The 14,582-nt window shown below is 31.5% G+C and carries 17 protein-coding genes and 1 tRNA gene; 5 read left to right on the top strand and 13 right to left on the bottom strand.

The annotated features are described in order from the left end of the window. Positions 1-114 precede the first annotated feature (114 nt). From ABH942_RS08140 to ABH942_RS08125, 4 genes are all read right to left on the bottom strand, one after another. Positions 115-339, bottom strand: a complete 225-nt coding sequence (locus ABH942_RS08140) for a hypothetical protein (RefSeq protein ID WP_370030890.1) — start codon at positions 337-339, stop codon at positions 115-117. A 76-nt stretch (positions 340-415) separates the two neighbouring features. Continuing rightward, a complete protein-coding gene (locus tag ABH942_RS08135) occupies positions 416-913 on the bottom strand; it encodes a hypothetical protein (RefSeq protein WP_370030888.1) in 498 nt (165 codons plus the stop codon). Then, positions 913-1,623, bottom strand: a complete 711-nt coding sequence (locus ABH942_RS08130) for a hypothetical protein (RefSeq protein ID WP_370030887.1) — start codon at positions 1,621-1,623, stop codon at positions 913-915. Before ABH942_RS08130 ends, ABH942_RS08135 begins: the two co-directional genes overlap by 1 nt. Positions 1,624-1,678: 55 nt before the next feature. Further along, on the bottom strand, positions 1,679-2,380 hold the full coding sequence (locus ABH942_RS08125) for a hypothetical protein (RefSeq protein WP_370030885.1): 702 nt from the start codon (positions 2,378-2,380) through the stop codon (positions 1,679-1,681). 508 nt (positions 2,381-2,888) lie between these two features. On the opposite strand from ABH942_RS08125, the gene ABH942_RS08120 reads away from it, so the two are divergent. Further along, positions 2,889-4,124, top strand: coding sequence for an IS1595 family transposase (locus tag ABH942_RS08120; protein ID WP_370030883.1), 1,236 nt, complete (start codon positions 2,889-2,891; stop codon positions 4,122-4,124). Positions 4,125-4,221: 97 nt separating this feature from the next. Here the strand turns inward: ABH942_RS08120 and ABH942_RS08115 are convergent, their stop codons facing one another. From ABH942_RS08115 to ABH942_RS08095, 5 genes are all read right to left on the bottom strand, one after another. After that, complete coding sequence (locus tag ABH942_RS08115) at positions 4,222-4,653, bottom strand: hypothetical protein (protein ID WP_370030881.1); 432 nt, start codon at positions 4,651-4,653, stop codon at positions 4,222-4,224. Next, positions 4,653-5,069 carry a hypothetical protein gene (locus ABH942_RS08110; protein WP_370030880.1) on the bottom strand — a complete coding sequence of 139 codons (417 nt, stop codon included), beginning with the start codon at positions 5,067-5,069 and terminating at the stop codon, positions 4,653-4,655. Before ABH942_RS08110 ends, ABH942_RS08115 begins: the two co-directional genes overlap by 1 nt. Positions 5,070-5,079: 10 nt before the next feature. Beyond that, positions 5,080-5,811 carry a TIGR04255 family protein gene (locus ABH942_RS08105; RefSeq protein WP_370030878.1) on the bottom strand — a complete coding sequence of 244 codons (732 nt, stop codon included), beginning with the start codon at positions 5,809-5,811 and terminating at the stop codon, positions 5,080-5,082. A gap of 232 nt (positions 5,812-6,043) precedes the next feature. Next, a complete protein-coding gene (locus ABH942_RS08100) occupies positions 6,044-6,403 on the bottom strand; it encodes a hypothetical protein (protein ID WP_370030876.1) in 360 nt (119 codons plus the stop codon). 119 nt (positions 6,404-6,522) lie between these two features. Beyond that, positions 6,523-6,756 (bottom strand): helix-turn-helix domain-containing protein, encoded by a 234-nt coding sequence (locus ABH942_RS08095; RefSeq protein WP_370030874.1) that lies wholly within the window; start codon positions 6,754-6,756, stop codon positions 6,523-6,525. Between the two features lie 101 nt (positions 6,757-6,857). On the opposite strand from ABH942_RS08095, the gene ABH942_RS08090 reads away from it, so the two are divergent. From ABH942_RS08090 to ABH942_RS08075, 4 genes are all read left to right on the top strand, one after another. Further along, a complete protein-coding gene (locus ABH942_RS08090) occupies positions 6,858-7,052 on the top strand; it encodes a hypothetical protein (RefSeq protein WP_370030872.1) in 195 nt (64 codons plus the stop codon). Between the two features lie 17 nt (positions 7,053-7,069). Further along, positions 7,070-7,777 (top strand): hypothetical protein, encoded by a 708-nt coding sequence (locus ABH942_RS08085; RefSeq protein WP_370030871.1) that lies wholly within the window; start codon positions 7,070-7,072, stop codon positions 7,775-7,777. A gap of 470 nt (positions 7,778-8,247) precedes the next feature. Next, positions 8,248-8,619: a hypothetical protein gene (locus ABH942_RS08080; protein ID WP_370030869.1), complete on the top strand. Its 372-nt coding sequence runs from the start codon at positions 8,248-8,250 to the stop codon at positions 8,617-8,619. 157 nt (positions 8,620-8,776) lie between these two features. Further along, positions 8,777-9,688 carry a hypothetical protein gene (locus ABH942_RS08075; protein WP_370030867.1) on the top strand — a complete coding sequence of 304 codons (912 nt, stop codon included), beginning with the start codon at positions 8,777-8,779 and terminating at the stop codon, positions 9,686-9,688. A 66-nt stretch (positions 9,689-9,754) separates the two neighbouring features. On the opposite strand, the gene ABH942_RS08070 is transcribed toward ABH942_RS08075, so the two are convergent. The 4 genes from ABH942_RS08070 to rseP all read right to left on the bottom strand — a co-directional run bounded on the left by ABH942_RS08070 (position 9,755) and on the right by rseP (position 14,561). Further along, positions 9,755-9,895, bottom strand: coding sequence for a hypothetical protein (locus ABH942_RS08070; protein WP_370030865.1), 141 nt, complete (start codon positions 9,893-9,895; stop codon positions 9,755-9,757). A 267-nt stretch (positions 9,896-10,162) separates the two neighbouring features. Next, entirely contained in the window at positions 10,163-12,835 is a 2,673-nt protein-coding gene (locus ABH942_RS08065; protein ID WP_370030863.1) for a T9SS type A sorting domain-containing protein, read from the bottom strand. A 228-nt stretch (positions 12,836-13,063) separates the two neighbouring features. After that, positions 13,064-13,137 (bottom strand) — tRNA-Asn (locus tag ABH942_RS08060). An 86-nt stretch (positions 13,138-13,223) separates the two neighbouring features. Beyond that, positions 13,224-14,561: an RIP metalloprotease RseP gene (rseP, locus tag ABH942_RS08055; RefSeq protein ID WP_370030861.1), complete on the bottom strand. Its 1,338-nt coding sequence runs from the start codon at positions 14,559-14,561 to the stop codon at positions 13,224-13,226. Positions 14,562-14,582: the final 21 nt, after the last annotated feature.

Below are 14,582 nucleotides of genomic sequence, written 5' to 3'. Positions count from 1 at the left end.
TCATGAATTAAAAAAAAATATAGGCTTTTCTTCCGAAAGATTATTTACTTCAATGTCTTGACAACTAAAGTTAATTATTCCATTTTCATAGTCTTCAATCTGAAAATTTATTTTTTATAAACCATTATCCGATATGTCCTGAATATCAAAACCGGAAATTTGTTGGGGGCCTTGGTTAACAAAATCGAGCTTCAAATTAGTTGCATTTTTAAATGTTAATACTATTTCGAAAAAATCCTTTGAAATGTCAGGCCAGCCAATAACACTATTTCTCAGTTGGCAATAAAAAGCTATAGTCAAATTATCCATTGATAATTCAATTGATTTTATGAAAGCCATGTCAGACGGTTTCTAGGAATCATAAATAGTTGTTATTTTCTCTATGTTTTTAATTTTTTCCATTGTTACCAAAAAACTAAAAAATATTGTTTATTTTTCGCACTAAATCAAACTCTAACTCATTACTTTTCCCAATCCAAAGAACATCTTCTTCTACCCATTTGAATAAAACATATGATTTTGTATTTGTAGTAATTTCATGCCAAGGTCTTCTTTTGACATCAACTTCAATTTCATTTTCCATAAAAAAACAAAAGGCAGTATGTTCGTATGCAAACCAAAGTTGGGGTAGAATTTCCATTAATTCTTCACTAATACCATCGCTAAAAAACGAAACCTCAAAACTTGAGGACTTAAAACTATTATTATCAACCATGATCTGTTTTAAGTTTTCTTTTAAGTGCGTTGTGCCATAATTTGGTCTGCTTACTTCAACATAAAATTTTCCTCCAGTTAAATTTAATAGTGTATTAATAATAGCTCGTAAGTAGTATTCACCTGAATGAGTATTATCGACAGATTTTATTGAACACAAATTGTTGTCATGCTTACTGTATATGATTAGTTCTCTCATTACTTTAAAGGTTTAAAAAATGGAGGTTTAAATGATGATGGATACCAATATCTTTGAGTTGTACTCCCGTACTTAATTCCCTTCCAATAGAATCTAATTGTTGAATGTAATCGCATTTGGTCTGTTCCATGAATAATTCCGTTATCCAATCTCCACAGAGCTCCTCCGGGTTTCATTTGTTTTAAAGAAAAGAAAGTGCCTGCTTTAGGACTATTAATTGAGGGATTGGCATACATCATTTCTACACGATAATTACCTACATTTAGTCCATTCTTGCCAAAAATACCATATCCGCCATTTAAAGAAAACGGATTTTCAAGTGCAGCAGCAGTTCTAGCACCGCCAGCAGCTGATAAAGGCATAGTGCCTATGGTTATAACAAATTGATCAGAGGTTGTAGATGTACCGTCTAAATTTCTCATACTGCCATCGTTGACACTTCTAAACATCAGATATTGTATAGGAATATTAATTGCGTTGGCAGTTTCGTATGCGAATCTTTCGAGAAAATTTCCTTGAGAAAGAGCGGTCATGTTTATTCCCAAGAAATGGTGTTGAGTTGGCATAGTGATGCTACCATGATCAACCTTATATCCCACACTTTGAAATCCGTTATTTTGCCATCCTTCAGAAGCCTGAAAATTTGAAAACTGAGGAGAGGAAATTTTACGGGTTTCATATTTGCGCGCGCCAAAAACCTTCGATCTCAATATGATTTTAATTAATATCAGTCAATCTATTGTTAATTTTGATTGAACTAAAAATTTAAAAAACTTTTACAGGTATGTTGTTTTTGCTTTCAAGAATACCATGATAGACTTTTACATTATTTTCTTTTATAGTTTTTAGAATATTCCTTGGTAGTTCCGATTTTATCATAGTCGAATCACTTGTTAAATACATTTTTGCAAAATAATCATTTCCTTTCTTTAAATAGGCAAATCTACTGCGACCATATTCAGAATTTAGTGTGTCAGTTAAATTTATATAAATTTCAAAGAATAATTTTTCTTTCGGATGAATAAAGAAATAGTTGCTCTGTTCTTTGTTAGCGTAATATCTAAACTTGTCAGAAGCTTTTAGTCTTTCCAGATCTAATGTTAAATGTTCGAAATTGTATCTAATGGCTGAATCACGAAAAGATTTATCAGATCCAAAATTAGAAGGAAGCTCTTTATAGCTAACCTCATGACTATCTTTTTTGTTATAAATTTTTAATGAAACATCATTTTTACTGACAGACTGATTAAAAAGACTGTTTGTATTAATTAAAGGGTTGAAATAATATATAATTTCTGAGTTATTTTGTACTTCAAACTGTAAAAGATTTATAGTGTCTTTTTTTAAATCAAAATCATACGCAATAAGTGTATCGTTTAGAATCTTTAATTCTAATTTATCAGTAGTATTTTTTTTACAAGAAAAAAAAGCAAATAAACAAGGAATAATATATAATCTTTTTTTCATAATTAATAAGGTAATTTTATGTAGCCGGTTTTCTTTCTAAAATCTTCATATCTTGAATAAGCTTCAAAAAAAGATCCAGCACCCATTTGTATTTGAAACCAATATGCGTCTCTTTCCATTAAATCTTCATATCCATTCGAATAGGGTGTCATTTTATATAAATTAGACCATTTATCGTATTTTCCACTGTTATATTGCCAGGCGTGCCTGTATTCATGAAATAAAAGTGCAGCATATTCCAAATTATTATTAATTAATTTTTTATGACACCTATATACTTCAATGTACCAAAAATTGAGAAGCTAATTTAAGACAAAATCAGTCGATAACTGAAATTAGACCTTCGCCTTGCGTTTTTGAGTGATTTTTTCATTTTACTTAATATTTATAACTTAACAACATTACACGAAAAGGTCAGCAAATGCTGGCCTTTTCATTGTTTTTAAAATTGGTGCAAAACTTTTTTCAATGTTGTTACATACCGCCATAATTCTAAACATTAAAAATTATGGCTGCTATTAAATTTGACTTCACTTCTTGCTACGAGTACAACGATACCCAGTTCGACTGCAAACCTTACATTCCTAAAAGAGAACCTACTCCGCTGGAAGAAACGTGTGAGGATATGCTACGTGTGATCTTTAAAAAGACATCTCACGTAAAGCCTTTAAAAATCAAGGAGATTAGGTTTCCTGAACCTCTAAAACTGTTAACAACTCGCAATAAAAAAGTAAGTAAAACCTTACCTGTTTCGCCTAAAAGTATTATATTTAATAAATCAATAATGGCAAAACATCCTAACATAGAACTAGATACGGCCTCTATATTTAAGTCAATGGTTCACATGATTGATGTTCTGAATAACGATAATGCTTGTCGTGAACATCTTGAACAGTTAAGATGGAATGGAGAACCTATATGTCCACATTGTGGAAGCAAACGAGAAAATCATTACAGATTAAAAAATAAGGGAATCTTTAAAGGTCTTTATAAATGCAAGGATTGTAGAAGTAGGTTTACTGTTACAGTCGGAACAATGTTTGACGGTTCAAATGTTTCATTAAGGAAGTGGTTTATTGCAATCTATCTTTTTTCATCACACAAGAAAGGAATAAGCAGTTTACAGTTACATAGGGACTTAAATGTAACGCAGAAAACTGCTTGGTTCATGTTAAGCAGAATACGTAATTCATTTAAAAACAATGTTGAATTCAAGTTTGATGGAATTACGCAAGTAGATGAAACGTATGTTGGCGGTAAGAACCTAAATAGGAACTTGGATAAGAGAACTAAGAATAGCCAAGGTAGAAGCTTAAAGTCTAAAGTCCCAGTATTTGGAATGCTCTGTAACGGCATGGTTTACACTGTGGTCGTTAAGAATACTAGTGGTCGCACGTTGAAGCCAATAATAGAGGATAAAGTAAAATGTGGCAGCATAATAGTTTCAGATGGCTGGCGTGCATATAGTGGACTCTCAAAAGAGTTTAGGCATCGTGTTATTCTTCACAACAAAGGGATATACAAAATGGGGCCTTATCATACAAATGGCATCGAAGGATTTTGGAGCCATCTTAAACGAGGAATTAATGGCATTTATCATGTTGCTAGTCCAAAACATCTGCATAGATACTGCGATGAATTTGCTTATAGATACAACACAAGACACATGACAGATGGCGAAAGGTTTAATTTATCGCTGATAAATGCAGATGAAAAATTGATGTACAGGGAGTTGATTGCTTAAAAGGAAAATGAATTTAGTATACTTGGTGATGCCAAAATAAATTACCCTTTTTATTTAAATATTATCTTGTAGAAATTTACTGTTTGAGAGAAGTTTTTTATGTTCTAGGTCTTGACATAAAAATTAATGCGTCTCCATAGACACCTCCATTCATTGACTCAAGTATATGACTGACGTCATTGGATGATCCCAATTTACTTGTCCATGTACCATCCGCTAATTGTCTTGCAGCATGAGTTGGAATGTTATTTTTCAAAAAGATTGTTATTTTTTCAATTCCCTCTTCAAATTGTGGAGTGTCACAAACCTGGTAACCAATTAAAGAATATAAGCGTATAAAAGAGTCTGCTTCTTCAACTGCAGGGATGTTTTTGGGCCAATAGTACATATTGTTAGGGGTGGGCCAATACCATTTTGTATCGTCTCCAAAAGCCCAAGCTATACAATTATAAGCCTGTGTAGCTGGGCTTGTTATTCTAAAAGGTTCTATTTTATATGTATTAGGGAATATGGGGGTTCTTAATTCCATTAATAGTTATTTTGTTCATACCAATTTATCCAGTCGTTTTTCATGTCGTTAATTTTCCCATAGTGTTCAGGTAAAATAGGATCTACACCTGTTATTTCCCTTAATGCAAAAAACCAATGATCATTACTTTTTTTTAACTCTCTTATAATCCAAGGCACAGATTTTTGTCCCATACATATAATTTCTTGATATGCGTGATTATTAAATATTTCATTAGAATTTGACGCAAACATTGTTTCTAACACCCAAGAATCTTTTAGTTTTAAAAAATTCTTAAACATTTTGTTCTCCATTCTGTCAGAAACAAGAATACTTGTTCCTCTAAAAGTATTGATAGCATTGGAGAAATTAGTTGCTAAAACATTTGCTTCAGATGTAATTGAAGTTCTTAATTCACTTGGATAATACGTTCTCATATATTATATTTTATGAATTAAACAGTAGTCTTGTTTTATCAGTAATAAAATCTTCAAATATTTGATTTTTAACCTCTCTCATGTAATTAAACTCCTCTATATCAAAATCCTCCTCATCTATGTTTTTATACACATCAATATCTAATATAAAAGGTAATTCTGTTTCAGTTGCTGTTTCTAAAGTCTGAGTTATTATAGTACTATATTTAAAATCAGGGCAAGGTACTTCTATTTGAAAAAAGAAATTTTTATATAACTGAGGAAGTACTTTTGGTATTGTAGGCATATTTTCTATATACTCTTCAAAACTATCAAAAGGCATTGGGATATTTATTCTATTTATGTAACGTAATCCAATTCTTTTAATTTTCAAATCAGATATATTTTTGGAAAATATATCCCATAAATATTTCGCTTCCATATAAAAATCTTCCCAATCTGAATAAGGAGCTAAAAAATTTAATGTGAATCCGTCAACTCTAAACTGGACTTGTCGATTTCCTTTCTCATTTGCAAAAATAAATCCTCTAAAACTAGATTTAGAATGACCAGTAATTTCATCATTCTCTGTTTTTGCATCTATAGCTATTTTTCCATGCAATCTAGACAAGACTCTTTTATTAGGATATTTATCCTTTAATACAGAATAAAACATCTCCATATCCTTCACCTCTAAGCGGTCAAGACTCTCTATATAAATATCAAAAATAGCTTCTCTTATTGGAGCTTTTGGGTATTTCATATTCAAATATAGTGATTAAAGGTATTAGTGAAAATATTTTTAATAAAATATTAATTCATATAATAATACATATTATTCATAATCGAAAAGAATTCTTATTCATTGTGCTTATATATTATATATAGAAACTAATATACTTGGTGATACCTGAATAAAAAGAAACTAATATGAAGTTTCCTAATTTGCCAAAAATATACAATGTTTATAAACTTCTTTTTTCAACAAACAGGTTTTAATCTTGAACATCTTTGAAATGGATAAACCATTTATGCAGAGTTTGTCTTGAAATCTTCTCTAAATGTTGAATTAAATTTCCAATTTCAGATACTTGCTTACCACTTTTAGCATTATTTATTTCTCCAAGTTCAATATCAATATTTACAACTTTTTGATTCAGATCACTTTTTATCAATATACTAAACAATGCATCTTCATATCGAGATTCTATCTTAATCTCATAAGTTTGAGTAGCTTTATCATACAACTTCAACGAATAATATCTCTTATCAAACAATTCAATAAAGTCATACTTCAAAAGATGAGATTCAGTTGATTGTTCAATATCATTTACAATTGTTTCTTTCTTAGTCATGTTTTTAAAGTATGGGATAAACTTCCCCAAAAATAAGCAGAATCGTCGCCAGATTTTTTTCATTGTCATATTATTAAAGAATAATTTAACAATATTCTGGCATTTACTTAATTCATACTCTATTCTTCAATTTTGAAATTCATTAACTCATTCATTGGAATTTCCAATGCTTCACTCAGTCTATAAAGACTGTAAATAGTTGGATTGGTTCTGCCTGATTCAATTCTTGAAATGTTTGTAGTATCAATGTTTCCTTGCATTTTCGATACTAAATCTACTTGCGACATCCCTTTTTCTAATCGTAATTCTTTAATTCTTTTTCCGAATAATTTCAACAAATCTAACTTTTCCATACTTGACATATTTGACAAGCCAAGAAATTGTTTATATTCGCTTCTTGTAATGCCATATATGGCAACATTTTAAAAATTAATAAACAAATAAAATTTTAACAATGGCAGAAATATCGATGTTCAAAATTGAAAATGGTAGAGCAAAAGCACTTGATGCTAAAGGTAAGTTTATCAAAACTATTGGCGATTCTGATGCTGTAGACGCAAGGGTTCAAAGTGGTAGCATAACTATTACTTATAAAAATGGTAAAACAAAGTTATACGATCGAAAAGGAATCTTCAAGAAAACTCTTTAATCACAAGAGATTCTCAAATGAATAAAGAATTTAGTCAAGCAGTATGTGAAAAGATAGGGTATTATGTTTACATACTTAAAGACCCTAGAACTTCAACCACTTTTTATATTGGTAAGGGTACGCGTAATAGAGTCTTTCAGCATGTTTATGGTGCTTTGTCAAATCCAACAATTAGTGATAAGTTATATTTGATTAGGCAAATTCATAATGAAGGATTTAAAGTAGAACATTATATTTTGAGGCATGGTTTAACAGAAGAACTATCTTTTGAAATTGAGAGTGCATGTATCGATTTGTTTGGGATTGACAACTTAACAAATTTTGTCAAGGGTCATTATAGTTGGGAAAGAGGTATGAAAACTGTGGATGAAGTTATTCAGCATTATGATGCAAAACCTATAACAGTGATCGAACCTGCAATTATAATAACAATAAATCGTCATTATAAAAGATTTATGTCTGATGAAGAACTTTATAATGTTACTCGTAGTTCATGGAAAATTTCTGATAGACGAACGAAAACTATAAAATTTGCGATAGCATCATATCGTGGAATTGTAAGAGAAATTTATGAAATTGAGAAATGGAATAAAACGGGTGATGGCAAAAGATGGTATTTTACAGGAAAAATTGCAAAAGATGAAATAAGAAATAAATATCTAAATCAATCTTTGGAAAATTACATAATACAAGGAAGTCAGAACCCAATTAAATATACTTTTTAATTGGGTTTGAACCACAGAAACTAACAATCAGATTTACAAGCCAACAGAGAAATATGAAAACAACTATTAGTTCACATTAATGAACAAATCGAACACGTTAGATGTCTTTTTGGATAATCTGCTTCGAAAGGGGTTTTGGAGATATAGATATTTTTTCAATACTAGAAAAAGACTGCTTATGGCATAATAATTTATTAAAATTCATAAGATTTCTTTGTATAATGTAGAAATCGATAAAAAGTTATCAACACTTTATTATAATATTCAAAACGCTTCCAAGGAAGCGTTTTTTTGTCGTTTATCGACATTATGAATCATTTCATCGATATTTTTCATTTTAAACAACGCTTCGTTTTAATTTCAATCTCATTTCTATCTCACTTCTTTCCAATTTTAAACACAATTTTAAATCATTTAATTTTGATTTTTAAATTAAACTTTATATTTTTGAAATCATAAAAATCCCTAACATGATTGATTTAGAATTTTTCGATTCTTCTGGTAACACAGGAGTAATAAAAGCTACAGTTCATAAAACTGGTAAATTGGGTTTTAATTCAGGAGCAAGTAAACTTCTAAAATTAGAAGCTGGCAAACATTTTAATATAGGTTTCAACAAAGCCGATGCAAATGATACAAATTTATATTTACTACCTGTTAATGAGCCTAATGAGAAGTCATTCAAAGTTATTAAGGCAGGAGAGTACTATTACATTCATATTAAGAATATTTTAAGAGAACGCAAAATTGATTATAAAAATGAGAGTGTGAGTTATGAAATTGATGAGATTGAACAAAATGGAAAATTACTATACAGACTTGAGAGGAGAAATAAAAAATAAAAGGGTCAAGATTCACTAAGGAAGTTCTTGACCCATCAGATTAAAAATGTAATCTGTCTTGCAAAACAAAATTACGTTTTTAAATCTGATAAATCAAATTTCCTTATCGGGTAAATTCTCCACCGAATCAACAGGAGAAAATTAAACACGTAATATTATGAAAAAAACAAAGAAAACATTTACGAAACATTTTGGCATAAAACAGCAAGAGCCAATAGAATTCATCAATATACCGCTTGATGAAGATTTATTAGCTTTTATTTGCCCTTTTCTAATAGCTAATAATAGAGACGATTCATTTGTTAATGAAATCTATGAGCAATTAGAATCATTTTTAAAGAAGCTGAACAGGAGCTTTATAATGAAAAATGATAAATCTAATGGACTGTTATTCTTATCTCATCTTCACGAACCAAATGAATATCATTTGGGCTATTCTAGTAGCAACAAAGGTAAAGCAATGGCAAAAGAAAAATCAGAGACAGTATTCGACTCATTGAACAATAATCAATTTGCAAAACAAGGACTTTCTATTACTAATGAAGCACATAATGTCTTATTATTGGTTGAGGGTATTGGTCAAGATATTATGTCAGACATAATATCTAATGTATGCAGAAATGTTTTTGGTAAATTTACAGAAGAGCAGTGTGCAAAGCACTCCATTAAAACTTATCCAACACCTGTAGAATATTATGATGTTGCTACAGAAAAATGGTCAATGAGAAAATACAATTTGCCTGAATACAAAGGTCAAAGAATCATTTTGATTCCCAAGAAAATAGTAAGTAATTCTCGAGCATATTCAAGTCTTTATAATTGGTTTATGTCAAGCAATTATATTGCGGTTGAGTTGATGAAACGTAAAAACTCGATTGACAATAAAATGATTGTTAAGCTAAAAGATGGTACAAGGAAAGCAATCATTAAAGAGATAAACCGAGTATATAAAAAGCCCAAGAATGAACTCATTGATTTTGTTTTGCGTTACAACGGTTCCTTGGAGCAGTTTTTAGCCTATGCTAAGAAACATTATCCAGCTTTGAATTTAAATAATATACGTGAATAAGTCTTAGGCTTATTCACGTTTCTATTTTATATTCCAAACAGATTTGTCGAATGAAAAACCGTCTGACTATTCAGACGGTTTTTCATTTTCAGCAGAAGCATCTTCTGCTACAGTTTCTTCGTTCTCTTGACTTTCTACAATAGTCTGTTGAACGTCTTCTTTGTTTTCCTTAAAACTTTCTAGGATATGGTTTGAAAGGTTTTTCATGTTGATATGTTTTTGAATTATATAGTATGTATAATTGAACAATATTCACATGAAACATTATTGAGAATCATTTTAGTTGGTACATTGAAGTATATAGGTGTCTTATTTTAATATTAATAAATTGCAATCATTGAATTTATGTTATATAAAAATATTTATTGTTCAATTTTGTAATAAAAATTTCAAAAAAAATTAAACAATAAAAAATCCTGACAATATTGTCAGGATTTTTTATTGTTTTCTTAAAAGCAATTTCTTGCAAGAGATCTATTTCTTTATAATAATCTCAGATTGGTTATTTATCGTTATGATTTTTACAATATAGCTTCCGTTAGGAAGGGAAGAGATATCAACAGAATTGTTGTTTATTTTCTTGGTTAAATCGTCTATGAATTTGCCTGTCTCGTCATATATTTCAACGTTTGTCAAAGAATCAGTTCTTTTAATTTCGAAATTAAGGATGTCTTTAACCGGATTTGGATAGACTTTTATTTCACTATCAATATTGATCTTATACAATTCTTCAGTTTTGATTATGTCTTTTACAGTATCATTTTCTGCACTTTTAAGAGAAAAATCATTGTTTAGAATTGTTCCAATTGCAGTATCACTAATGTCTCCTGTAAAATTAGTTGCTGATGCGATACCCAATTTAAAAGTTTCGTCTGATTCAATAGTTGTATCATTAATAGTTTGTATTTTAACAACATCTGATGTTGTGCCGGCAGTTATTGTTTTGCTTGCCAGAACGGTATAATCGTTTGTAGCAGCGGAAATGTTAGTATAAGCAAATGTGAGTGTCACATCATTTGGCAACGGATTGCTAAGTGTGATAGGAAATACCAATAATCCGCCCTCTGCAACTGATGCGTCATGAAGCATAATGGTGTTAATTATAGGCTCAATAATAATTGATTTTATTTCAGAATCATATTTTGCATCAATTGTCATATAATAATCTGAATTCGAATCAAACGAAATATCAGGAACTATTTCATAAATATTGAAATTGTTGTAATTAGTATTTGATGTGTTGGTGCTTAAATATCTGCCTCTTCCTTTCCAATCGTCAGTATTTGCATGTTTGCCTTTTTGGATTTTAAAATAAAAATCTTCAACATCGGAGGCACGCCCATTGCGCGTAACAATTTTTATTTTTAGATTTTTTGGCAATAGATTGGTGTCATTCGATTCTCCAGTAATTTTTTGGCTTATCTGGATTACACTATAATTAGAGGTTCCTGCTTTTAATTTGATGCTTTTTGGATTAAATTTACTTGCATTACTGAAAGTTTCTCCTAGGTCTGAAATATTAGACGGATTTATGATCATTGAGCCGTCAAACGAATTTTCAATTATGTTGGAAGTTTTGAACGATTGCCATTCCCAAAAAGAGAAAGCGTTGCCAAAGTTGATATTTTTAGGTCTGCCACTAAATGTTATGGGGATGTCACGTGTTGGAGTAAATGAATTGGAATTGAGGGCAAAACTTGATTTTGGTACTTCGTCTATTCCCAATGCAAGAGGTGCTTCGATGAGATTTAAGCTTTTGAAATCTTCATTTATCAAATAAGAATACTGTCCTCCTTTACTTAAACGATTCCCAGTAATATCCATAACTAGCGGTACATTTAAATTGGTCAGATCTACGTTTGTACAGTCAATAAAGGCTCGTATATTATCAGGTCCAAGAAAAGGATTGTTCTCAAGAAAATTATCCCGAATGATAACATGGTGTGAATTACTTTTTATAAAGGCGCCTGCTCCTGAAGGCCCCCTATAATCTAAAATATCGTTATGGAATATTAAGTTTTGAGAACCGATCTGAAAGTTCACACCTTGGGGATCGTGTATTCTACTTAAATCCAGGATTGCATATTTCCAAAAACCTATAAATCGGTTATTGCTAATGGTATTTAGGTCTGATCCCTCCAATTTAATCCCGATGTTAAAATTTTCTATTTTATTGTTTGCAACTTCACAATCATAAGCTTTCTTAAACGAGAGTGCAATTCCCGTATCATTATTGCCAGCGGCAGTTGTCTTACCGATAAAGTTGCAGTTTATTATTTTGACTTTTGTTATTGCATAATATTCGTCTCCGAAGTTGTCAACAGCATTGTAAGGCGGAGTGTTATTAATTGATCCTCCAACGAATTCAAGGCCATTTGTGCAGTAGAAAATAAGATTTTCAAATATTATGGCTTTATCAAATCCATATTGAGGAATGTTAATGCATTTGAATACAAAGCCTGTAAATTCTGGGCTGCTACCAGCAGTTTCAAGATGAATGCCGCCTGAGCTATAAAGATGGTAGCTGGTCCTGTCATGATTTAGATTTCTTTTATTTAAATCAAGATAAACGGTTTTAAAAACAGGATATCCAACGCTATAAGAAGTGCTATTCTGAACCCTAGCAGGAAAATAAACTTTAGGGTAAAAATTTATAGCTCTTTGGATTGAATCTGACCAATCTGCCTGAGGATTTTCATCATAAGTTTGCCACCATTGAGGATAGGTTTGGTCAATTTGAGGGAATCCATCTGTTTTACCCGTTCCCAAACAATTGAATATTTGATAAATTCCAGCATCAATTGAGCTATTAATAAAAAGGGTTTTTGAATTAGGGATTGTTATTATATTTCCTTTCAGGAATTTAAGGGCTTTCTTTTCGCTAACTGTTTTGTCGCTAACCAGAGTGACACTCTTATCTATAACTAATGTATGGAAGGTGGTAGAGGCGTTTAAAAAATCAATAGCGCTTTCTAATGTGGCATAATCACTTAGATAGATTACGGTTAATTCTGTAGAATTAGATGGAGTAACATCCGTAGTTTCAAATTTTTCATCTACAACAGGGCTGGTTGGTGGTAATGGGCTTCGGGCAAACCCTAAAAATGAAGCTAGAAATACAGTACAAAAGAGAATGTTTTTTTTCATAATGTAGTTTTTGAAGTTAAGTTTGTTATAAAGATATGGAAAAAGAGAACAAAGAATTAAGAAGAAAAACTTGGTTAAAAAATGAAAAGGCTAAATTTTGATTACAAAAATGTAAACCTGAATCTAAGCGAAGGTTTTTAGAAGAGGTGAATACCTAAGTTGATAAGAAAAATTGTCGAAGAGTATAAAAACAAAAAATCCTGATATTTCTATCAGGATTTTTTTCTGCTCCCCCTCTTGGGCTCGAACCAAGGACCCTCTGATTAACAGTCAGATGCTCTAACCAACTGAGCTAAGGAGGAAGGCGTATTGCCTTTTAAAGCGGTGCAAATATAAGGCGAAATTTATTTCTTGCAAATAAAATTGAAGAAATTTTTCAATTTTTTTTCTATTTCACGATGGCTTTATAAATGTCATTGCCATTGGCAAAGAGTACCAGTGCTATAAGTATAAAGAAACCAATAACTTGCGCTCGCTCTAGGAATTTTTCGCTCGGTTTCTTTTTTGTGATGATTTCAAACAATAAAAACATAACATGTCCACCATCTAGTGCCGGAATCGGTAAAAGGTTCATTACGCCTAGCATGATCGATAGGAAAGCTGTAATCGTCCAAAAGTATTCCCAGCTCCAAACACTCGGAAAAACATTAAAGATTGCATAGAAGCCTCCTACGCCTTTGTAAGCACCCGTATCTGGGTTAACAATGGCTTTTAGCTGTGTAAAATAACGGCCTAGCTCATCTTTACTTCTTTGAATTCCGGCAGGAAATGATTCTGCAAAGGAGAAAGTTTCACGGCTGATTTTATAGTAACCTAATTTTTCAAGGTTTTCAGGCTTAAGCCCACCTTGGACTACACCCAATTTTCCTTCTTTATTTACGGTTACTTTTATAGGCTCTTCTTTTTCATCTCTAAAAACGACTGCGTCAAACGTCTTGCCGGCATTCGCTTCATTGAAAGCTAATATTTCATCAGCATATCTCATTTTCTTGCCGTCGATGCTTAGGATAACATCTCCTTTTTTAAGCGTATTTATATTTGGCGAATCTTCAGAAATATCACTTACCGTAAATGGAATACGCAGTTTCAGATAACGTCTGTCTTCTTCCACAATTTTAGACAGTAAATCTACCGGGAGCTTAATTTCCTGCACAGCACCATTTCTTTCAATAGTAGCCGTTTTAGCAAAATTGACATTGTATTGTATATCGTCAAATTTTTCTACTTTCTTGCCATCAACAGCAATAATCTTGTCTCCGGTCTTGAATCCGATTTTTTCTCCAAGAGGACTGGCTACCCAGATGCCGTCTTTTACTTCAGAATTGGAGATATACGTATTGCCATACACATAAGCCATACCTATGTAGATAATGATTGCCAGAACAAAATTGACTGTAACACCACCTAACATAATGATAAGACGCTGCCAGGCCGGCTTGGAACGGAATTCCCAAGGTTGAGGTGGAAGTGCCATCTGCTCCTTGTCCATACTTTCGTCAATCATTCCCGCAATCTTCACATAACCACCTAATGGCAGCCATCCGATTCCGTAAACTGTTTCGCCGATTTTTTTCTTGACAAGCGAGAATTTGACATCAAAGAAAAGATAGAATTTTTCAACTCGGGTCTTAAATAATTTGGCCGGGATAAAGTGCCCCAACTCATGTAGCACAATCAGCAATGATAAACTCAACAAAAACTGAGAGAGCTTAATAACTATTTCCATTTTTTAATTTTAGATTCGATA

This window comes from Flavobacterium sp. 28YEA47A (assembly GCF_041262125.1).
In the GTDB taxonomy this organism is placed as follows: domain Bacteria; phylum Bacteroidota; class Bacteroidia; order Flavobacteriales; family Flavobacteriaceae; genus Flavobacterium.
This window is presented reverse-complemented; position numbering and strand designations above follow the sequence as displayed.